16 protein-coding genes and 1 pseudogene are annotated in these 21,519 nt (G+C 68.5%); 7 read left to right on the top strand and 10 right to left on the bottom strand.

Features of this window, described 5'->3' with window-relative positions:
- Positions 1 to 376 precede the first annotated feature (376 nt).
- From MVF96_RS01565 to glf, 5 genes are read right to left on the bottom strand one after another with little or no spacing between them, the layout of a single operon-like run.
- Positions 377 to 2,461, bottom strand: coding sequence for an arabinofuranosyltransferase AftB family protein (locus MVF96_RS01565; RefSeq protein ID WP_247450922.1), 2,085 nt, complete (start codon positions 2,459 to 2,461; stop codon positions 377 to 379).
- Positions 2,448 to 3,359 (bottom strand): decaprenyl-phosphate phosphoribosyltransferase, encoded by a 912-nt coding sequence (locus tag MVF96_RS01560; RefSeq protein ID WP_065631254.1) that lies wholly within the window; start codon positions 3,357 to 3,359, stop codon positions 2,448 to 2,450. The genes MVF96_RS01565 and MVF96_RS01560 overlap by 14 nt, the downstream gene beginning before the upstream one ends.
- Complete coding sequence (locus tag MVF96_RS01555) at positions 3,356 to 4,141, bottom strand: phosphatase PAP2 family protein (protein WP_374100779.1); 786 nt, start codon at positions 4,139 to 4,141, stop codon at positions 3,356 to 3,358. The genes MVF96_RS01560 and MVF96_RS01555 overlap by 4 nt, the downstream gene beginning before the upstream one ends.
- Entirely contained in the window at positions 4,125 to 6,065 is a 1,941-nt protein-coding gene (locus MVF96_RS01550; protein ID WP_247450920.1) for a glycosyltransferase, read from the bottom strand. Before MVF96_RS01550 ends, MVF96_RS01555 begins: the two co-directional genes overlap by 17 nt.
- Positions 6,066 to 7,274: a UDP-galactopyranose mutase gene (gene glf / locus MVF96_RS01545; RefSeq protein ID WP_058250931.1), complete on the bottom strand. Its 1,209-nt coding sequence runs from the start codon at positions 7,272 to 7,274 to the stop codon at positions 6,066 to 6,068.
- A gap of 134 nt (positions 7,275 to 7,408) precedes the next feature.
- On the opposite strand from glf, the gene MVF96_RS01540 reads away from it, so the two are divergent.
- From MVF96_RS01540 to MVF96_RS01520, 5 genes are all read left to right on the top strand, one after another.
- On the top strand, positions 7,409 to 8,185 hold the full coding sequence (locus MVF96_RS01540) for a glycosyltransferase family 2 protein (RefSeq protein WP_247450918.1): 777 nt from the start codon (positions 7,409 to 7,411) through the stop codon (positions 8,183 to 8,185).
- Positions 8,182 to 9,132 (top strand): acyl-CoA dehydrogenase family protein, encoded by a 951-nt coding sequence (locus MVF96_RS01535; RefSeq protein WP_247450916.1) that lies wholly within the window; start codon positions 8,182 to 8,184, stop codon positions 9,130 to 9,132. Before MVF96_RS01540 ends, MVF96_RS01535 begins: the two co-directional genes overlap by 4 nt.
- The gene (locus MVF96_RS01530) at positions 9,129 to 9,911 is read left to right on the top strand and encodes a PIG-L deacetylase family protein (RefSeq protein WP_247450915.1); all 783 of its coding nucleotides are present in this window, start codon (positions 9,129 to 9,131) and stop codon (positions 9,909 to 9,911) included. Before MVF96_RS01535 ends, MVF96_RS01530 begins: the two co-directional genes overlap by 4 nt.
- 78 nt (positions 9,912 to 9,989) lie before the next feature.
- The gene (locus MVF96_RS01525) at positions 9,990 to 10,646 is read left to right on the top strand and encodes a class I SAM-dependent DNA methyltransferase (RefSeq protein ID WP_247450913.1); all 657 of its coding nucleotides are present in this window, start codon (positions 9,990 to 9,992) and stop codon (positions 10,644 to 10,646) included.
- Between the two features lie 93 nt (positions 10,647 to 10,739).
- Positions 10,740 to 11,426, top strand: coding sequence for a GAF and ANTAR domain-containing protein (locus MVF96_RS01520; protein ID WP_226512100.1), 687 nt, complete (start codon positions 10,740 to 10,742; stop codon positions 11,424 to 11,426).
- A gap of 4 nt (positions 11,427 to 11,430) precedes the next feature.
- Here the strand turns inward: MVF96_RS01520 and MVF96_RS01515 are convergent, their stop codons facing one another.
- Positions 11,431 to 13,014 (bottom strand): SpoIID/LytB domain-containing protein, encoded by a 1,584-nt coding sequence (locus MVF96_RS01515; protein WP_247450911.1) that lies wholly within the window; start codon positions 13,012 to 13,014, stop codon positions 11,431 to 11,433.
- A 464-nt stretch (positions 13,015 to 13,478) separates the two neighbouring features.
- Here MVF96_RS01515 and MVF96_RS01510 point away from each other — a divergent pair, with 464 nt between their 5' ends.
- Positions 13,479 to 15,212, top strand: a complete 1,734-nt coding sequence (locus tag MVF96_RS01510) for a peptidoglycan recognition protein family protein (RefSeq protein ID WP_065631259.1) — start codon at positions 13,479 to 13,481, stop codon at positions 15,210 to 15,212.
- A gap of 28 nt (positions 15,213 to 15,240) precedes the next feature.
- Here MVF96_RS01510 and MVF96_RS01505 read toward each other — a convergent pair whose 3' ends face one another.
- Genes MVF96_RS01505 through MVF96_RS01495 form a run of 3 tightly spaced genes read right to left on the bottom strand, consistent with a single transcriptional unit; the run spans position 15,241 to position 17,701 of the window.
- Positions 15,241 to 16,080 (bottom strand): Cof-type HAD-IIB family hydrolase, encoded by an 840-nt coding sequence (locus MVF96_RS01505; protein WP_065631260.1) that lies wholly within the window; start codon positions 16,078 to 16,080, stop codon positions 15,241 to 15,243.
- Positions 16,080 to 16,892, bottom strand: a complete 813-nt coding sequence (locus tag MVF96_RS01500) for a lysophospholipid acyltransferase family protein (protein WP_065631261.1) — start codon at positions 16,890 to 16,892, stop codon at positions 16,080 to 16,082. The genes MVF96_RS01505 and MVF96_RS01500 overlap by 1 nt, the downstream gene beginning before the upstream one ends.
- 38 nt (positions 16,893 to 16,930) lie before the next feature.
- Positions 16,931 to 17,701, bottom strand: a complete 771-nt coding sequence (locus tag MVF96_RS01495; protein ID WP_058250924.1) for a lysophospholipid acyltransferase family protein — start codon at positions 17,699 to 17,701, stop codon at positions 16,931 to 16,933.
- 213 nt (positions 17,702 to 17,914) lie between these two features.
- Between MVF96_RS01495 and MVF96_RS01490 the strand changes: the two genes are divergently transcribed.
- On the top strand, positions 17,915 to 19,519 hold the full coding sequence (locus MVF96_RS01490) for a Rieske 2Fe-2S domain-containing protein (RefSeq protein WP_165629214.1): 1,605 nt from the start codon (positions 17,915 to 17,917) through the stop codon (positions 19,517 to 19,519).
- Here MVF96_RS01490 and MVF96_RS01485 read toward each other — a convergent pair.
- Positions 19,404 to 21,291: pseudogene (locus tag MVF96_RS01485) on the bottom strand (molybdopterin oxidoreductase family protein). The gene MVF96_RS01490 and the pseudogene MVF96_RS01485 sit on opposite strands and share 116 nt — an antisense overlap.
- Positions 21,292 to 21,519 lie beyond the last annotated feature (228 nt).

Genomic DNA, 21,519 nt, shown 5'->3' with positions numbered 1-21,519 from the left:
GAATCTCCCTCTTCAGCCGATCGGCCGGAACTCATGGTCCCCGGTGGCCTACCGGTCCTTGTGCGTCACACATTTTTCGTCCCCCGGCTCATTGCGCGGCGCGACGTCGTTCACGAGTCGTTCTCGCATGCGATTCACCGTCGGCGAGCCTATTCGATGCCCCCGAACGTGACAAACCATGTGATCGCGATCACAACCCCCGTCACTTCGGCGTCCAAGCAGTTCAGAACGCCTCAGTCACGACCTTTCTATCGGCCGCGCCCACGGGGACGTTACCGATCCGAGATGTTCGACGGCAACTCCACAGGTTGACCCCGCGTTTTCTCGGGATTCTCTTGGTGTCGTGTGGTTGGCTGCCGCGCCCGGGCGCGCGTCACTAGCGCGGATTCACCGGCGGTGGCATCTCCAGGCCGCAGCGCTGGATCTCGTACTCCGGCTCACGCTGGATGCGATAGCTGTTGAAGGTGAACGCCTGGCGCAGGTTGTGCTTGAAGCGGTCGAAGGACCACGGCGCCTCGAATGAGGCGAACCGGTCCTTGGTCTCCGGGCACTGCAGCGCCACCTGGGCCTGGCGGACCAGGTCCTCGTCGAGATACCCGGGCAGCACGGGACGGCGCGGGTATGCCCCGGCCTCGGCGACGACCCACTCGCTCGGCAGGATCTTGTCGTGGCCGATGCGGCCGTCCTCGAGACGCTCGGTGTGCGCGGCGAGCGGGTACGCCAGACCCATCTGGTCGATGACGCGCACATCCAGCGGGGCGTTCATGCTCGTCATGCCGAGGTTGAGGAAGTAGACGGTCACCTGCCGCTCGGCACCCTTCGGCATCACGCCGGGAAGTTGCGCCACGTACCACTCGTCGTAGTTGAACGACGGCAGGATGACGCCGCCGTCCTCGCGGTACTCGTCGATCTTCTCGACCATCGCGCTCATGCGCGGGTAGTCGAGGTAATCCTCGGCGGTCACGGGATTCTCGTTGCCCATGTTGGTGACGTAGAAGCGGCGCTCGTCGACGATGCCGCTGCGGCCGATGTCGATGCCCGCGTTCGGCAGCACGTTGGCGTGGGTGGAGACCGCCCACACCACGACGGTGATCCACATTGCGCTCATGGCCACCGCGCCGACCAGTTGGGCCCGCGCGCGCCGGCGGTCGGCGGGGCTGGATTCGGGCGCCGGAGCCGCGTCGTCCACCGGGTCGGAGATCACGGACTCGGAGTCCGTCGACGGCCGGCGACGGAACGCCGCACCGACGTGGGCGGGAATCGTCACCGGCACGACCATCAAGGGCAACAGGGTGATGAAGACCGGAACGAGCAGCACCCGGCCGTGCATGAAGTCGCCGCCCTGACGCATCCAGTAGACGATCAGCACGATGCCGGCGAGGACCACGACGGTCACGACCGCGGTCGAGGACTGCAGCCGGCGCGACCATCCGGCGAGGCGCGTCGACCGGGTGTCCGTCGTCGAGTCGGCCGTTGCGTCAACCGAATCCGCGGTCGCGTCGGCACCCGTGGCGTCGGCCCTCTTCGACCGCATGCGGCCGCCGACGACCAGCAGCACCCCGGCCACCGCCGCCAGGACGACCGGCAGCACGAGCACGTAGGGGCCGAAGAGATTGGTCAGATAGGCGAAGCCCTGGTCCCACTTGGCACCGCTGGCGTCCTTGGCGACCGCGGGGTTGGGAACCAGCAGGGCGTAGTAGCCCATCCGGAAGATCTGGTAGCCGACCGGCAGGGTCCCCGCGACCACGACGACGCCCAGACGCATCTTCCAGCCGAGGGGCGCGAAGAACACCAGCAGCAGCACGAGGCCGCCGAGGATCGCCAGTTCGGGCCGGATCAGCGGCGCCAGACCGGCGGTGAAGGCGAGTACGAGCGTGGCCGCCGCGCTCCTGCGGCTCGTGCGCGGGCCGCGCCGCGCCCAGGCGACGAGCTGGCACCACAGGACGGCCGCCCAGAAGATGCAGAGTCCGTTCTCGAGCCCGCTCGTGGCGAAGTCGCGCGCGGGCGGAATGGCGATGTAGATGACCGCGCCGAACGGCAGCAGCAGGGTCCAGCCGTCGCCGGTGAGCCCGCCGATGCGTGTCCCGAACAGTCGCGCGCTGCCGTACATCGCGATCGGGATCGCGGCGACCGAGCACACCAGCGCCACCCAGAGCGCGACGTACTCGAGTTGACCGTCGGTGAGCCACGCCCAGAACCACAGCAGGTAGGTCCAGGCGGTCGAGGTGTTCGCCTCGACCCGCTCCCCGGCGTTGAAGACCGGACCGTTGCCGGCGAAGAGGTTGCGCAACGTCCGCAGGACGATGAGTCCGTCGTCGGCGATCCACCGGCGCTGCCACGCACCGATCGCGAAGAACGTCGTGACGACGGCGGCCCCGACGACGAAACTGATGACCGCGACCTTGGTGCGGCCGGTCGTCAGCGCCCGGAATCCGGTTGGCGACTCATCAATTGACTGCATAGACCGCGACACCCACACACACCAGCCACGCCACGGCGAGCAGCTGCAGGACACGATCGCCGAGCGCGATCTCCTCGGGCTCGCCCGCGGCACCCCCGTCGACGTCGACGGCGTAACGGAGGATCGCCACGGTGAACGGCACCATCGAGATGGCGTACGCGACGTTGGTGTCGCCCTTGTCGAAGGCCCACAGGCCGTAGAAGATCACGACCGCGGTCGCCGACAGGGTCCACACGAAGCGCAGGTAGGTGGTCGTGTAGTACTCGAGGGCCTTGCGGATCTTGGCGCCCGTGCGTTCGGCGAGCTGGAGTTCGGCGTAGCGCTTACCCGCCGCCATGAAGAGCGACCCGAAGGCCATCACGAGCAGGAACCACTGCGACAGCACGATCTCGGCGGCGACACCACCGGCGATGGCGCGCAGCAGGAAGCCCGACGACACGATGCAGATGTCGATGACGGCCTGGTTCTTCAGGCCGAAGCAGTAGCCGAGCTGGATCACCAGGTAGATGGCGATGACGACGGCCGTCTGCCAGTTGGCGAGGAACGCGATGCCGATCGAGCCGACGAGGAGGACGGCGGCGAGGACATAGGCCAGGGTCACCGGGACGACGCCGGCCGCGATCGGCCGGAACCGCTTGGTCGGGTGGTTGCGGTCGGACTCGACGTCCATCGCGTCGTTGACCAGGTAGATGCTCGACGCGGCGAGGCAGAAGGCGACGAAGGCGATACCGGCGGAGCCCAGCACCGAGACGTCGGTGATGTTGCCCGCGGCGAGCGGAGCGGCGAGCACCAGGACGTTCTTGACCCACTGCCGCGGCCGGACGGCCTTGATCAGCCCGGACGTCAGGTTCTTCGGCGGTCCGAGAACCTTCCCGTGCTCGATCGGCTCCTCGCTCATGCACTCTCCCTGTGTCGTGTCACCCGCGCGATGACGGGGGACGCGGCAAGACGCAGCGTCCCGCCGGGGACCGCGGCCGTCAGGCCGAGCCGGGCCAGGACGCGCGCCGCGCGGCGGGCACGTCCGGACTCCTGGTCATTCCGGGTGGGTTCGAGCAGCACCTTATCGCCCACGATGACCGCCGCTGCGCTCGCGGCACCGATCGCGGCACCCGCGGTGACGTCGGTCGGGTAGTGCACGCCCAGCACCAGTCGGGACAGCAGCATCGGCGGGACCAGCACAGCGGGCAGCACCTTCGGGTCCCAGCCGGCGGCGCGGCCGATGAGGATCGCGGCCGCGGTGGTCGAGGTGGCGTGTGAGGACGGGAAACTCAGTTTGCTCGGCGTCGACACCCCGATGGCGATCGCCGGGTGTGCGGGCCGCGGGCGGCGCACGATCCGCTTGATGATCACCGACGCGGCGTGCGCGCCGAAGGCGCCCACTCCCGCCTCGAGCCAGAGCTGTTGCGCCCGTACGTCACCGCGGCGGCGGGCCAGGGCCCAACCGGTCCCCGAGATCGCGAGCCAGCCCAGCGCGTGCTCGCCCACGTGCGACAGTCCGCGCGCGGCCGGGCGGACGCCCGGGCGGGCGCCGAGCCCGGCCTGGATGGCGACCAGCGCCTTCTCCTCGCCGTTCAGGGGACGCGGGGTGTCGTCGGCCGGGACCTTCCCCGTCTCCGCACGGTCCTCCAGGACCGTGTCGCCCCCGCTGCCGATCACCGGACCATCAGATTCCGAAGACACCCGCCCAGCTCTCCTTCGACGTCAGGTCGCGGTGTGCGGACCTGTACTGCTGCTTCATCTCCGGGAACTTGTCCTGCAATTCCTTCACGAGGGCGAAATGTTCCCGGGCGAGCTCGATCATCTTCTCGCGGTCGCGCTGCCGGTAGACGACGCCGCGGCCGTCGGCGGTGGTGACCGTGACACCGTCGACCCGTCCGAGGGAGAACCATCGCGCCTCGATCGGTGGGAAGTTGGCCTGCGGCACCTCGTGATGCCGGGGATCGGCCGGGCGGACATTGTTCACCACCGCGGCGGTCAGCGCCTTGATCTTGCTGATCGGGTTCAGCGGTATCGAGGTCCCGAGATGCGTTGCCTCGCCCGAGGTCCGCGGCAGCTCGGTCGCCGAGGGGAGGACGACCGCGTCCGGATACTGCTTGCGCATCTGCGCGACCTTCGGCAGCGCGGTGGGCAGCAGACTGCGGATGTGATCGGGTCCGGCGAGGAAGTCCCGGATCGCCTCGTTCTGGATCGCGACCGTCGAATACTCCAGGCAGAGGAGGTGTTTCGCGGTCGCCTTGGTCATCGACCGGACGATCCCCTTGATGGGACCGTCGTGGTGGATCGAAGCGACGACGAGCCGGTTGCGCAGGTGGAAGTACGCCTGCCAGTCGATCGCGTCGTCCTTGTCGCTCCAGGCCATGTGCCAGATCGCGATACCCGGCACGGTGGCGGTGGGGTAACCGGCCTTCGACGCGCGGAGTGCGAACTCCCAGTCGTCCCACTTGATGAACAGGGGCATCGGGAGGCCGATCTGCTCCGCACATTCGCGCGGGATCATGCACATCCACCAACCGTTGCCCTCGACGTCGATCCGCCGGTGCAGGTTCTTCGAGTTCTCGCGGTCGCGCAGTGGGTGTTTGGAGAAGTTGTGGTCGTACTCGACGAACGGCGCCGCGGTCCACATGAAGGTGTCGCGCCGGATGACCTCACCCATGCAGTGGAGGTGACTGCGGTCCTGCAGGTTCAGCATCTGACCGCCGACGAGCATGGGCGCCTTCGCGAATCGCGACATGGCCAGCGCCCGCAGGATCGAGTCGGGTTCGATCGCGATGTCGTCGTCCATGTAGAGGACGTAGGGCGAGTCGGTGAGCCGCAGCGCCTCGTACATGATGCGCGCGTACCCGCCCGAGCCGCCGAGGTTGCCCTGGTCGAAGATGTGCAGCCGGTCGCCGAGAGCGGCCGCGGCCTCGGTGTACCCGGGTTCGTCGACGACCTTCTTGGTGCCCTGGTCGGGCATCATCACCGCGTCGATCACCTCGTCGACCATGGGGTCGGAGGTCAACGCGGCCAACGCGTTCACCGCGTCGGTGGGGCGGTTGAAGGTCGGGATGCCCACCGTGACGCGCTTGGTCTCCGCGTCCGGGGTCGGCGCCTCGATGGGCGCGTACCAACCGGCGGAGACGATCTCGGTGTCGGTGTCGGTGGTGACGTCGAACCAGATCCAGCCGCCGTCTTCGAAGGGGCCGAGGTCCAGCTCGAATTCGACTACGCCGCGGCCGGTTTCGTCGGTGTCGACGAGATCACCGCCGATGCCGATACGCGACCCGTCGACCTTGGAGCGGTACAGGTCGACGCGACAGGTGCCGATCACCTCGACGCGGAGCACCACGGAGTCGAGGATGCTCCAGCGGCGCCAGTAGGCCGCGGCGAAGGCGTTGAAGTAGGTCTCGAAACTCACCTCGGACTCGGCACCGAGGAGCACCGAGGTCCGGCTGGGGGCGTGCGCCCGGCGGTTGTTGCTCTCGGACTCCACGACGTACAGCGACCGGACGTCGAGGGGTTCGCCTGCGCGCGGGAAGATCACCCGCTGCAGAAGGGATTTCGCTTTCGACGGCCCCACTCCGGCGTCGGGGATCTCGGATTGGTTCACGGGAGTCACCGTCATCTATTCGGCTCCTGCGGGGTCGGCCACCAGCGGCGCACCATCACGCAGATGCGGTGCCAGGGTGTTGTCGAACATGGTGAGCGCACTCGCGATCGCCATGTGCATGTCGAGGTACTGATAGGTGCCCAGGCGACCGCCGAACAACACTCCGGCACTTGCGGTCTCGGTGCGGGCGAGGTCACGGTAGGTGGTCAGCATCGCCCGGTCCTCGGGTGTGTTGATCGGGTAGTACGGCTCGTCGTCGTTCTCGGCGAACCGGCTGAACTCCCGCATGATGACCGTCTTGTCGTCGGGGTAGGAGTCCCGCTCGGGATGGAAATGCCGGAACTCGTGGATACGGGTGAACGGGACGTCGGCGTCGTTGTAGTTCATCACCGGTGTGCCCTGGAAGTCGCCGGTGTCGAGCACCTCGGTCTCGAAGTCGAGTGTGCGCCAGCCGAGTCGGCCGGCCGAGTACTCGAAGTAACGGTCCACGGGGCCGGTGTAGACGACCGGGGCGTCGGGACTGTCGGCGCGCAGCTGCTCACGGACGTCGAACCAGTCGGTGGACAGGCGCACCTCGATGCGGTCGTCGGCCGCCATGTTCTCGAGCCACGCGGTGTAACCGTCGACAGGTAGACCCTCGTAGGTGTCGTTGAAGTAGCGGTTGTCGAAGGTGTAGCGGACCGGAAGCCGGGTGATGTTGCCCGCGGGCAGTTCCTTGGGATCGGTCTGCCACTGCTTGGCGGTGTAGTGCTTGATGAACGCCTCGTACAACGGGCGGCCGATCAAGCTGATCGCCTTCTCCTCGAGATTGCGCGCCTCGGCGGTCTCGATCTCGCTGGCCTGCTCGGCGATCAGCTTCCGCGCCTCGTCGGGACTGAAGTAACGGCCGAAGAACTGGCTGACCAGCCCGAGGCCCATCGGGAACTGGTAGGCCTGCCCGTTGTGCAGCGCGAACACCCGGTGCTGATAGCCGGTGAAGTCGGTGAACTGGTTGACGTATTCCCACACCCGCTCGTTGGACGTGTGGAACAGGTGCGCCCCGTACTTGTGGATCTCGATGCCGGTCGTCGGCTCGGCTTCGGAGTACGCGTTGCCACCGAGGTGGTCGCGCCGGTCGAGCACGAGGACCCGTTTGCCCAGCTGCGTCGCGGCCCGCTCGGCGACGGTGAGGCCGAAGAATCCGGAGCCGACGACGATCAGGTCATAGCTGCTACTGGTTGCCACGGGTCCTCAGGGTAACGGACCCTCCCTGAGTAATCTCCGAGCCACGTGGCCTGGCACGGAAGCCGGGTATTGTTTCGAACGTCGGCCTGTAGCCCCCGGGCCCCATCCTCTCCTGTGACCAGTTCGGGGTTTGAGTGACGCCGCTGTTCGTACGATCGCCCGACGACCGGGTGTCCCCGCAGGCTCCGGGGCTCCCCAAGGAACACCAGGCAACGGCTCCGATCGAGCGCATCGTCGTCGTGGTGCCCGTCCACAACGAGGCCGAGCGTCTGCCCGCGTGCCTCGAAGCCCTGCAGGCCGCGGCGACGGCGGTGCCGATCCCCGTGGAGGTGATCGTGGTGCTCGACGCCTGCGACGACGACTCCGCGACGCTGGTCACGGACGAGGTGTCGACCGTGGTGGTCGACGTCCGCTGTGTCGGCGCGGCGCGCGGAGCCGGCTTCGCGTCTATGGGTCCGTCGTCGTCGGAACCGGCCACCACGTGGCTCGCGACGACCGATGCCGATTCGACGGTTCCGCGCGACTGGCTCGCCGAGCATGTCGCCGCCGCGGATGCGGGGGCGGACGCGTACGTGGGCACGGTCACCCCGGACGGTTTCGACGAGTGGCCGGCGGGAACCGGCGAGATGTACCTGCGGGAGTACGACCCGTCCCCCGGGCACGGTCACGTCCACGGCGCCAATCTCGGCGTCCGCGCCTCGACCTACGCCGACGTCGGCGGTTTCCGCGAGCTCGACACCGACGAGGACGTCGATCTCGTCGACCGCCTGCATGCCGCGGGCGCGGTCATCGAGCGGGGTGCGCACGCGCCGGTCCGCACCTCGACGCGACGCGACGGGCGCGCACGGCAGGGCTTCGCGGGCTACCTGCGGCAGCTGTCCGGGGCCCGGCCCGACGAGGTCGCCGGGTGACGCCCGCACGGGCACGCGCGATCGTCGGCGACCCGTCCTTCGCGCTCCCCCGCCCGGGCGGCGGATGCACCCTCGACCGGTTCGCCGCCCTCGTCCGGGCCTGCTCCGACGACATCAGCACGGGTCGCCTCGTCGAGGCGCACGCCGACGCCGACGCCATCCTCGCCGAGATCTGCGACGGCGGGACCGCCCCGGGCGAGTTCTGGGGTGTGTGGGCGGCCGAGACCCGCGGGAGCGGCGTCGACGCCCGCCGAGGCGCACACGGCTGGGAACTGAGCGGGACCAAGGAGTGGTGCTCGGGCGCGTCGTCGTGCACCCACGCGCTGGTCACCGCGCGCACCGACACCGGCAACCGGTTGTTCGGCGTCGACCTCGGCCACCCGGGGGTTTCCGCGGACAGCTCGGGCTGGGCCAACGCGGGCATGCGGGACTCCGACACCGGGACCGTCACGTTCGACGCCGTGCCCGCCGACGCGATCGGCGAACCGGGCGCATACCTCGACCGGCCGGGATTCTGGCACGGCGGGATCGGGGTCGCGGCATGCTGGTTCGGCGGGGCCCGCAAGGTCGCGGCGCCGCTCTACCGCGCGGCCGCCCGTTCCGACGACCCGCTGCTGCTGATGCACGCCGGCGCGGTCGACGCCCATCTCGCGTCCGGTTGGGCGCATCTGCAGGCCGCGGCACGCGAGATCGACACCGACCCGGGCGCGCCGTCGAAACGACTCGCCTTCGCCGTGCGCTGGTCGGTCGAACAGGTCGCGACCGCGGTGATCGACCGGGTGGGACGCGCGCTCGGTCCCGGCCCGCTGTCCGCCGACGCCGGTCACGCGCAGGCCGTCGCCGATCTCACCGTCTACATCCGGCAGTCCCACGCCGATCGAGACCTCGCAGTACTCGGCGCACTGACCGACGGCGTCCCACCCGGACCGGGATCGGCGGGTCCATGACCGCCGACGGCTCCCCCTCGACGCACCGCTTCGGCGCCACCCCCACCTCGGCGGAGGGAACTCCCGAAGTCGAATGGCAACGGTGGTTCGCCGCGCGGGGTCCGTGGCCCGACTTCGAGCCGGGCGTCCGGCGGCTCGTGGTCCTGGCCGCCCATCCCGACGACGAGGTACTCGGAGTCGGCGGGCTGATGGCGGCTGCCCACCGACGTGGCATCGAGGTCGTCGCGCTCTGCCTGTCCGACGGCTCGGCGTCGCACCCTGGTTCGCCCACGCTCTCGCCCGCCGAGCTGGCGATCCGACGACGCGCCGAAGTGGACTCCGCGACATCGGTTCTGGGCATCGAACCGACGCGATGGTGCGGGCTCGGCGACGGCACGCTCGCCGACCACGAGGACGAGATCGAGGCCATCGTCGAGCACACCCTCGCCGAGCAGCCCGAGACCCCGACGGCCCTGCTGGCGGTGTGGGCGCACGACGGTCATCCCGACCACGAGGCCGTCGGACGGGGTGCCCGACGCGTCGGCGACCGATGTGGCGTCCCCACCTGGATGTATCCGATCTGGATGTGGCACTGGGCGACACCCGACGATCCCGACATCCCGTGGGAGCGGATGCGGACCTTCGTCCTCAACGACGATCTCGAGGCCGCCAAACGAGAGGCCGTGCAGGCCTTCGACACCCAGATCCGCCCGCTGTCACCCGCCCCCGAAGACGCCACCGTCCTCGGACCGCACATCCTCGACCGCCTGCTCCGCGATCGGGAGTTCGTCTTCGTGTGAACTCAAGACGCTCACGACATCGGCATCGACGAGGGCCCGGGACGGCACTCGACACCGACGATCATCAGGACGGACGACATGGCCGACGACCACACCGCCGGGAGCCGAGAAGGGCTCGCCGACAACTATTTCCACGACATGTACCGAGACAGCGACGACCCCTGGGGCTTCACGTCGCGGTGGTACGAACAACGAAAGTACGCCCTCAGCCTGGCGGCCTTGAGCTCTCCCCGGTACGGGTCGGTGTTCGAGCCCGGCTGCTCGGTCGGCGTGCTCAGCGCGCAGTTGGCCACGCGCGCCGATCATCTGCTGTGCACGGACGTCAGTCCGCGCGCGGTGGAGCTCGCACGCGAGCGACTCGACGGCCACGACTCCGTCGAGGTGCACGTCGGCGACATCGTCTCCGACTGGCCGCCCGGCCAGTTCGACCTGATCGTCCTCAGTGAGGTCCTCTACTACCTCGGTGACGCGGATCTCGACGAACTGATCGCACGGTTGCCGGAATGTCTGACCCCGACGGGCGAGGTGCTCGCGGTGCACTGGCGGTGGCGGGTCGAGGAGTACCCGCGAACCGGTGACGAGGTGCACGCGGCCCTGCGGTCGTCGGCGTTGCACCCGTCAGCGTCGTACTCGGACACGGACTTCTGCGTCGACGTGATGACTTCATCACCCATCGGGTCGGTCGCGCAACGAGAAGGACTCGTCACCGTCGCGGACGCGCACCGTACGGCATAATGATCTCTTTGAACGCCTGGGGGAGTTCGAAGCCTGCGCTTTGCTGTCGGTCCAGTCGAAGCGCTCTGAACAACGTCTCACGAGGAGGCAGGAGTGACCGAGTTGGCGGACTTCGGGGCTCAGATGACGCGCATCGCCGGCGAGATGCGCCGCGAGAGTGACGACACCGAAGCAGCGCTTCGTTCGATGACCAAATTCGCGGTCGACGCCATTCCGGGAGCCGAGTACGCGACCGTGACCCTCGTCGCGAACGGCACCATCGAGACGCCGGTGATGGTCGGCGACCTCGGCGGCCAGGCCGACAATCTGCAGCGGGACCTCGGCGAGGGCCCGTGCATCCGGGCTGCGGTCTCCGATCTCACCGTCTGGATCGACGACATGCGGACCGAGACGCGCTGGCCGAACTTCGCGGCTGCGGCAGCCGATCTCGGTATCCGGTCGATGGCCTGCTTCTACCTCTACATCGACGGCGATGACTCGGCCGCGCTGAATCTTCACAGCACCGAACCGGCGGCATTCACCGCCGAGGCCCGTCAACTCGGCGAGCTGTTCGCCGCGCACGCCGCGACCGCCTTCGGGGCCATCCAGGAGAAGCAGCAACTGCGCGCCGCGCTCGGCTCGCGCGACATCATCGGCCAGGCCAAGGGCATGATCATGGAGCGCTACCGGCTCGACGCCGACGAAGCGTTCGCACTGCTCGCCAGGTTGTCGCAGGACACCAACACCAAACTCGTGGAGGTCGCCACCCAGATCGTCAAGGCGGGACCGGAAGGCGACTGAGCTCTCAGCGGAACGCGTCGCGCTTCGGGAAACCGAGCGCGGGGATGCCGCCGCGATCCTGGTAGCGCTCGAGCCCCTTGCCGACGAGGACCCGCGGTCCGGTGGCCGGGGTGAAGAACATCATCCCCTTCTCGAAGAGCTGGGTGACGCCCGCGGCGTCGGGGGTCAGGGTCGGCACACCGAGCGCCTGGCCCAGCGGTCCGGTGATCCCGCCGAGGTCCGCGAACCGTCCGTTCATCGCCGACGTCGCCATGTCGAGGAACTTCGACGATCCGGGCAGGATCTGTTCGGCGAGCTGGTTGAGGCTGCCGAAATCGATACCCCCGCCGCCGGGCGACGCCGGGCCGGTGGGCGGTTTGACGATCCGCGGCGGCGAGGGCTGACCCTGGACCGCGAACCACGACGACTTCAGCTGCAGCTTGGTTCGAGCTTCCTCGCCACTCACCTCCGCGGTCCCGCCGGAGCCGACCGCGCGCACCTTGATCGCGCGTCCGTGTTCGGCGCCCAGGCCGTTGGCCTCGATCACCTCGAAGCTCCGCAGCGCACCGACTCCGAACGCCATTCCGATGCTGCCCGCGCTGACGGTGGCGGTCCAGTTGTGGTTGGGCGAGACCGTGTCGCCCTCGTCGACGACGGCCGGGAAACGTCCGCCGGCCGTGTAGCCGCCGGTCGACGCGGAGAACTCGGTGAAGGCCGGTTGACCGTTCTGCATCAGGATCTGGCCGGCGGTGGCGTCGGCGGCCGCGTTGGTCCGGCGGTCCTCGCCCGAGACACCGCCGTAGACCTGCGAATTCTGGGTGTCGTCGATCTTCTTGCCGCCCGCGATCGCCGCTAGTGCGTAGGTGCGGGCCGCCACGGCCTGCGCCTGCAGCGCCGCCGCGCCGCCGGAGTCGCCCCAGGCGGGCAGGCTCTCGCGCGGGATGACGCCCTTGACGTAGTCGTCGATGTGGATGCGATTGACCACGCGCCCGCCTTCGAGTCCCATGGCCCCGCGGTAGGCCTTGTTCGATCCGCAGAACTTGAGGAATTCACCGGCCGGGCGGTTGGGCGCCATGCTGAGGGGTTCGACGAAGGTGGCCGGCACCGACCGCACCACACCGCCGCCGCACCCGCTGCGGATGGTGGCCGTGCCCCCGGACAGGCTGACCGCCTGCCCGGGAGCCACCGTCTGACCACCGACTCGCATGCCGGCGTCCGCGTGCACATTCACCGAGCCCTGACCCGTGAGGGCCACCAGGATCTCGGGCCTGTCCACCTTCCCCGCGGTGGTGCCACCGTAGTAGTGGCGCAAGATCTGCTGTGCCGTCCAGCCCTTGCGGGCGTAGCCGTACGCTCCCCATTGCCCCATTCCGCGGCCGTGGCCATGACCGTGCCCGATCAGCGTCACCGTCGACCCGACCGAGAGCTCGACCTGTTCGGCCGATTCCGATGAGCTCGCGACAGCGAGTCCACCGGCCAGCAGTGCGGGCGCCAGCCCCGCCGCGGCCCAGGTCAACGCGCGGTTGCGGGCCCGTCCGGGCCGCGCACCGCTCGCCGGCCATCGCGGCAGAAGCCGTGTAGGTCGGGCTTTGGTCACTGCAGAACACATCCTTCGGTCGCGACGACACCAGCCGCGGGCGGCGAACTTCTGCACCGCTCGTAACGCCTGTGACTGATGTGACGATTGGGACTTAAGTGACCCTAGTGAATTCAGATGCCGATCACCAACCCGAGGGGATCACAACCGGATCACGAGTTGCCCGGGCCGCCGTGACCTCTGGCGCGGGGGTCAGGTCCCCGGATTCATTGCCACCTCATCGTCGAGCATCAACACATCAGTCACATCCGTCACACAGATAACAAGAACATCACGAGTTACCGATGCGCGGCGTGTGTCGCCGCCGTCGTCGATGCCTGACGGCGACGATGACCGCCGTACCGAGCACAGTCGACGACTTCGAAGTCCTGGTGGCTTCGACGCCGTCGGCTGCGCTGATGTCGACGGCTGAGCGGACCCGACCACACCCCCGGAGCACCAGCGCCGCGGTCCGACCAACCTGCGAGGAGACCTGAGTGCGTTACCCCAGACCGAAACCTTCGATCGCGCTCGCCGCGATCGCCGCCGCGGTCGTCGCGAGCCCGTTCGTGGTGATCGCGAGCCAGTCCGAACCACAGTTGGTGGACAACAAGCAGACGGTCTCCAACACCGAGATCGAGCAGGTCCCGTTACGGGAACTGCCCGCCGCCATCGTCGACGTGGCGACGTCCGGCCTCGCCGCGGCGGGGGTCGAACTGCCGCCGATCGATCCGGACGCGTTCCCGCTGCCGGATCTGACGGTCCCGCTGCCGAAGGGTCTCGTCCCGGGAGCCGGCTCATCGTCGAGCACCGATCCCTCTGCCCCGTCGGGATCGCCGTCGAGGGAGTCATCGGCAGAATCGTCGCCGCCGGAATCCCCCTCGGCAGAATCGTCGCCGCCGGAAACCAGCTCGGAGACAACCGAACCCGCCGCCACCCCGACGACCGAGGCGCCCAGCAGCAGCGAGCGGTCGGCACCGTCGACGACGCGGGAACAGCCGGCGCCTCGAGGTGACCGGGCACCGGGGACCCCGACCCGATCGAACCCGAGCAGCACGACCCCGGCGACACCGACGATGGCCGACGGCCGCGAGGTCGGGGCGGCGGTCACGCACATCGTGCGCGAGGCGCCGATCAAGATGGTGGCGTTCACCTGGGAGCGACCCGTGGACGTCGACCTCAAGCTGCGTGCGAAGAACCCCGACGGCAAGTGGGGACCGTGGACGGTCCTGGAGCAGATCTCCCGCGGACAGGCGCCCAGCGCGAAGAACCCGGTCGGTACCGAACCGGTCTGGGTGGGCGACGCACGTGAGGTGCAGGTCGCCGCGAGCAAGGACGGCCTCGCGATCCCGGCGGCGGAAACCCAGGGCGGCGATCTCGCCCAGCTGGCCGTCGGCACCGCGAGCACGGTGGTGACGGAGTTGGCCACGGTTGCCCTCAATGCGCTGAAGGCGACGCTCATCAGCCCCGAGAGCCTGCTCGGCCTGGGTTCGTCGTTGCTGTCGCCGCTGACCGGCGGACCGCAGGTCGTGGCCCGCCAGGCCTGGGGCGCCGACGAGTCCATCCGGTGTTCGCAGCCGGTGTACTCGCCGCAGATGCGCGGTGCGATCGTGCACCACACGGCCGGCAGCAACGACTACACCCCGCAGCAGTCCGCGGAGATCGTCCGGGGCATCTACGCCTATCACGCACGCAGCCTGAACTGGTGCGACATCGGGTACAACGTGCTCATCGACAAGTACGGCCAGATCTTCGAGGGCGCGTTCGGCGGACTCGACCGCAATGTCGAGGGCACGCACACCGGCGGGTTCAACAAGGAGACCCTCGGGGTGTCGATGATCGGCAACCTCGAGGAGGCGCCGCCGACCGCGGCGATGGTGTCGGCGACCGGCAAGTTCCTGCGCTGGCGCCTCGGCAAGGCCGGACTCAACCCGGCGGGCACGGCGACGCTGACCTCAGAGGGGTTCGCGGGCACCAAGTTCGCGGCGGGCACGCAGTCGAACCTGCCGGTCATCTCCGGGCACCGCGACTACAACAGCACCAGCTGTCCGGGAGTCCACGGCTACGCGGCGCTCACCGCGATCCGGGCGCTCGCCGGCGGCGCCCCGCCGGCACCCGAACCGACGCCGCCCGCCGATCCCGCAGCCCCGGCACCTCCGCCGGCCGCACCCGGTGCCCCCGCGCCGCCGGTCGAACCGGGTGCCCCCGCCCCGGTGCCGCCGGCGGCCTGAGCCGGGTCCGGCGATTCGCGGGGACGGATCAGGTTCCGGCGAACCAACGCTCGAGCACCTTCGCGACGCCGTCGTCATTGTTGCCCACGGTGACCTCGTCGGCGGCGTCGAGTGCGGTCGGATGACCGTGTCCCATCGCGACCCCGTGGCCCGCCCAGGTGAGCATCTCGGCGTCATTGGGCATGTCGCCGAACGCGATCACCGCATCGACGGGGAGTCCGGTGAGCTCGGCGAGCCGGGCGAGTCCAGACGCCTTGTGTGTGCCCGGTACGGACAGCTCGATGAGCCCGTTGTCGGTGGAGAAGGTCACCTGGGCGAGGTCGCCGACCATCGGCTCCAGACGACGAGCCATCTCGTCGGAGGCCATGCCCGGCTTACGGACCAGGAGTTTCACGGCCGGATCGCCGAACACCTCGTCGTCACCGACCTCGACGTGGTCGGGGTTGAGCCATGCGTGTTCGTAGCCGGCGCTCGCGACGAACGGTGCGGTCGCGGCGTCGTGTGCGGAACGGCCCGCCCGCTCGGCCGCGATGCCGCATCCCGGGATCTGCTGGTAGGCGATCTCGCCGAGTTTGACCAGGGCGTCGGGTTCGAGATTGGCCGACCAGAGCACGTGGTCGTGCTCGGCGTCGTAGATGATGGCGCCGTTGGCGCACACCGCGTACCGGACGAACGCGTCGGTGCCGGCGAACTGGTCGGTGATCTCGGCGATCCAGCGCGGGGGGCGACCGGTGGCCAGCACGAATTCCGTACCGGCGGCACGGGCGGCGGCGAGCACGGCCAGCGTGCGCGGGGAGACCCGGTTCTCGTCGTCGATGAGGGTTCCGTCCACGTCGCTGGCGATGAGTGTGGGTGGACCGAATGTCATCAGCGTCTGCTTTCTCTCGACCGTGATCTCTCGGCGGCTCGTCTCGCCCGCGCCTCGGCTTTGCGGAGCGCCTCGTCGGCTTCGATCACCGCGGCTTCCTGAGGTGTCGGTGCCGAACCGCCCAGTCGCGACGGAACCCAGAACTCACCCGGCGGGTGCGGACCGTAGGCGTCCTGGACCTCGATGAGCATCGAGTTCATGGTGTCGCGGAGCCTCAGGGTCTCACGCTCGGGGGACTCACCCGGAGCTGGGGTGAACGGCAGACCGAACCGGACATGCACCGGCAGCCGGCTCCGGCCGATGTTCCGCAGTCCGCCCTTCGTCCACTGGCGGTGGGCACCCCACACGATCGCCGGGATGATGGGCACCCCGGTCTCGGCGGCCATCCGGGCCGCACCGCTCTTGAACTCCTTGAGCTCGAAGCTGCGGCTGATCGTCGCCTCCGGATAGACCGCGACGATGTAGCCGTCCCGCAGCCGACCGAGCGCGGCTCGATACGCCTCGGCGCCACGCGACCGGTCCACCGGGACGGTCTTGGTGTGGTTGACCAGGAACCGCATGATCCCGATGTCCATGACCTCGGACTTGATGAGGAAACGGGTCCGGCGTCCGGCCCGCTGCACCCCGAGCGCGAGCGGCAGGAAGTCGACGTAGCCGGTGTGGTTGACGCACAGCACGGCGCCGCCGGAGTCGGGGATGTTCTCGATGCCGGTGAAGTGCAGGTCGAGAGCCTGCGCCCGGACGATCCCGTTGGCGATGAGCTCCAAGGTGCGATACACCGGCTCGCGGTGTCCGTGCCTGGCTGCGCTCATGGGTCCAGGTTAACGCCGCCTCACCGGCCGACAGTCGATCAGACGACCCCGGGGTCGTCCTTCCGCGGCTCGCGTTTGGCGGCACGTTCCGCCTGCTCCTGGGCGTCCATCCGGTTGGCCTCCTCGAGTGTCGGCGCCGAACCGCCGAGCCGGGCGGGGACCCAGAACTCACCCTTCGGGTGCTCGCCGTAGGCATCCTGCAGTTCGAGGAGTTTCGCACTCATGACCTCGTGCAGCTTGGCCGTGAGGGCGTCGGCGCTGCCCGTGGCCTCGAGGGGCTCGCAGACGCCGATGGAGATCTTGTACCCGGTGCGCCCCAGCTGTTTGGGGTGCCCCTTGGTCCACACGCGCTGCGCACCCCAGATCACCGTGGGGACGATCGGCGCGCCGGATTCGATCGCCATGCGGGCGGCACCGGACTTGAAGGCCTTCAGCTCGAAGCTCCGGCTGATCGTCGCCTCGGGGTAGACCCCGACGAGCTCGCCGCGCTTGAGGTACTCGACCGCGTTGCGGTAGCTGTCCGCACCCTGCGCGCGGTCGACGGGAATGTGCTTGAGCGAACGCATGATCGGCCCGGAGATCTTGTTGTCGAAGACCTCCTTCTTCGCCATGAAGCGGACCTTGCGACGGCCCTGCAGGTAGGCCGGGATACCCGCGTAGGTGAAGTCCAGGTAGCCGGTGTGGTTGATCGCGACGACGCCGGGGCCGTCGGCCGGTACGTGTTCCACACCCGACACCTTGAACTTCAGACCTTCGGCCAGCCACAACAGGCGGGCGGCGGTGATCACGGTGTCGTACACGGGTTCCATGCGAGAGAGCTTAGCCACTCTCCTCGGCGCCCTCGCCGCCGTCGGCAGCCTGGTCGCCGTGACCGACGTTCATCACGACGGGACCCGTGAGACTCCTCACGGTGAGCATCCCGCGGGACTCATGGCCCACGCACCAGTCCGGCACGGCTCGATACCCTGGACGTCTGTCGTGCCCTGCCGCGCAGCCCCGCGCACACCATGAAAGGCCCCTTCGTGCAGATCACCAGCATCGGTCATGCCGGTTTCCACATCCAGACCACCGCCGGATCGATCCTCTGCGACCCCTGGGTCAACCCGACGTACTTCGCCTCCTGGGTGCCCTTCCCGGACAACTCCGAACTCGACTGGAAGACGCTCGGCGACTGCGATTACCTCTACGTCTCGCACCTGCACCGCGATCACTTCGACGAGCGGAACCTGCGCGAGAACGTGAACAAGGACGCCACCGTCCTGCTCCCCGACTACCCGGTGCCGGACCTGCGCCGCGAACTCGAGAAGCTCGGATTCTCCAAGTTCGTGGAAACCACCGACTCGGTCAAGACGACGGTGACGAACGACAAGGGTTCGTTGGACGTCATGATCATCGCGTTGCGGGCGCCCGCCGACGGCCCGATCGGCGACAGTGGACTCATCGTCTCCGACGGCGAGACGGTGTGCTTCAACATGAACGACGCCCGGCCGATCGACCTGGACGTCGTCGACGAGGCGTTCGGGCACGTCGACGTCCACCTGCTGCAGTACTCCGGCGCGATCTGGTACCCGATGGTCTACGACATTCCGCGGAAGTCCAAGGCCAACTTCGCCTCTCAGAAACGTCAGCGCGGAATGGACCGTGCGCGTTCCTATATCGAGCAGGTCGGGGCGACGTGGGTGGTGCCGTCGGCCGGACCGCCGATGTTCCTCGACGAGGACCTGTTCTACCTCAACGACTTCGGGTCCGGCGAGACCGCGGACACCACGTCGATCTTCCCGGACCAGGAGACCTTCCTGGAGCAGATGCGCATCCACGGCACCGACGACGGCGAGAAGCACCGCGGCCTGATGATGGTGTCGGGTTCGGTCGCCGACTTCTCGGGACCGACGCTGAACGAGGTCACCCATCCCTACGCGCCCGCCGATGTCTTCGGCGAGAACAAGCGGGCCTACCTCGAGCGGATGAAGGAGAAGTTCGCACCGGTCATCGCCGCGGAGAAGGCCACGTGGGCGCCGGCCGAGGGCGAGCCGCTGATCGGCGCGCTCCGCGAGCTGTTCGAGCCGATCATGGCGCAGTCGGATCTGATCTGCGACGGCATCGGCTACCCCGTCGGACTGGTGATGACCCCCGGCGGCGGCCCGGTCATCGAGGCCACCGAGACCGTCGTGATCGACTTCCCGAACCGCATCGTGCGCGAGCCCAAGGAGGGAGAGGGCAAGTACCGCTACGGTTTCCGGATCGCCACCGAGCTGGTCCGGACCGTCCTGCGCGACAACGAGCCCGACTGGGTCAACACCATCTTCCTGTCGACGCGGTTCACCACCTGGCGCATCGGCGGTTACAACGAGTTCCTCTACACCTTCTTCAAGTGCCTGACCGACGAACGGATCGCTTACGCCGACGGCTGGTTCGCCGAAGCACACGACGACTCGGCGTCGATCACCAAGGACGGCTGGGAGATCCAGCGGCGCTGCCCGCACCTCAAGGCCGATCTCGGCAAGTTCGGGGTCATCGAGGGCGAAAAGCTGACCTGCAATCTGCACGGATGGCAGTGGGATCTGCCCACGGGACGCTGCCTGACGTCGAAGGGGCATGAACTCCGCGCGTCGAAGCTCGACTCGTAGCCGGATCGCGGAGTGCGGGATTCGTACCGGATTTCGGTACGAATCCCGCACTTCGCAGTCACGAGCGTCATCGCCGCGGCACCCATCTTGAAGATCGGCTGCTTCGACGCCGAGTCCCAGTCGGTGATGGTCAGCTCGTTGGCCGCGCGATGGTGCCCGATGTCGTCGTCAGCGTCCCAGTACCCGTAGTGGAAGGGCACGAACAGCACGCCGCGACGGATGGCGGCGATCCGCACCGTTGCGCGGATCGCGCCGCGCGGGCTGGCGATCTCGACGAGGTCGCCGTCGTGCACACCGCTGCGCGCGGCATCCAGTGCGTTGACCTCCACCCACACCTCCGGCGCCGCCCCGTCGAGTTCGGGAGCGCGGCCCGTCTTGGTGCGGGTGTGGAAGTGGTAGACCGTTCGTCCCGTGATCAGCGCGAAAGGGTGGTCGGCACTGGGACTCTCGGGAGGTGGCAGGTGTGGCGCCGCCTTGACCAGCGCCCGCGCCGCCGGGTTGAGGTCGCGGTACTCATCGGGTTGTAGCGGCTCGCCGGTGAGCAATTCTTGCCGTACGAGTTCCACAGGTCGGCCAGTTCGCGCACGTGGGCGTCGTTCTCTCAGTTGCGGAACCCCGCGAGATCGCCGTCGGCCCCGCACTCCCTGGTGTTCTCGGCGGTGGGCTGGCCGTTCATCTGCAGCAGACCGCAACCGGGCCGCCCGAGCATCCCCCGGATGAGGTGGATGTTGTTGACCTGAACCGCCGCGGCGGTCGCCTGGTGCGATTGGTAGAAGCCCTGCAACACCGTCGACACCAGTCGTTCGGCGCTGCCCAACAGACGTGCGGCGTGACGGAGATCGTCGGCCGGGACATCGCAGATCTCGGCGACGCGTTCCGGTGGATAGTCGTCGACCATCCGACGCAGGTCGTCGAAACCGACTGTGTGCGAGTCGATGTAGTCGTGGTCGACCCAATCGTTGGCGATCATTTCGTGCAGCAGCCCGTTCATCAGCGCGACGTTCGTGCCGGGCAGCGGTGCCAGATGGACGGTGGCATGCCGGGCCACCGGCGTCGTCCGCGGGTCGACGCAGATGATGGCCGGCGGGTGGGGACCCGCGAGTCGGTCGAGGATGCGCATCCAGGTGACGGTCTGGGTCGGCGATGTTGTGACCGAACAGCGCGATGGTGTCGACATGGTCGAGGTCGGTGTAGGTGCCGGGCTGACCGTCGCTGGCGAACGAGGCCTTCAGCGCTTCTGCGGCCGTCGCAGTACACAACCGGGTGTTGCCGTCCACGTGGTCGGTGCCGATGGCCCCGTGCGCGATGACCCCGAGCGTGTAGTACTCCTCCAAGAAGAGCTGTCCGGACGTGTAGAAGCCGATCGCGGCGGGTCCGTGTTCGTCGAGTAGAGCCCGGGACCGTTCGACGATGCGTCCCATTGCGTCGTCCCACGTCGCCTCGACCAGCCGACCGTGCTGCCGGACGAGCGGGCGGGTCAGTCGGTCCCGAGACGAACTGGCCTGCCATCCGTAGAGATCCTTGACGTCGACGCGACCACGGTTGACACGGTCGTCGGCCCGGCCGCGGACGCCGACGATCCGGTCGTCGACCACCGCGATGTCGAGGGCATCGCCGTTGGAATGCAGGACCGACGCCGAGCGAACCCAACGTTGCACCTCGTCAGGACCGATTCCGTCGCCCAGATGCTGATCGACCCGGACCGGCCATCGTTCACCCGGCGCGTACGGGGTGCGCCCGCCCCAGAGATCGTCGATGCGATCGGCCACGATTCCCTCCCCACGACGTGACGACGCCTTCGGACCGTCGGGGTGTACCCAACCGCGTCCGGAGTCATTCGTCGTCCGTGGACCGCGATTCGACGCCGGCCGATTACTCCGACGCGATTGTGGGTAGCCCTGCGGCACGTTCGCTCGCGACCCGTTACCGACCCGTTGCGCGCGACACGATCCGAGCTCGACGACCTCGGCAAGGGGTCCCGGGCGCGGACAGATTTCTAC

The sequence above is a fragment of the Gordonia hongkongensis genome (genome assembly GCF_023078355.1).
Taxonomy (GTDB): domain Bacteria; phylum Actinomycetota; class Actinomycetes; order Mycobacteriales; family Mycobacteriaceae; genus Gordonia; species Gordonia hongkongensis.
This window is presented reverse-complemented; position numbering and strand designations above follow the sequence as displayed.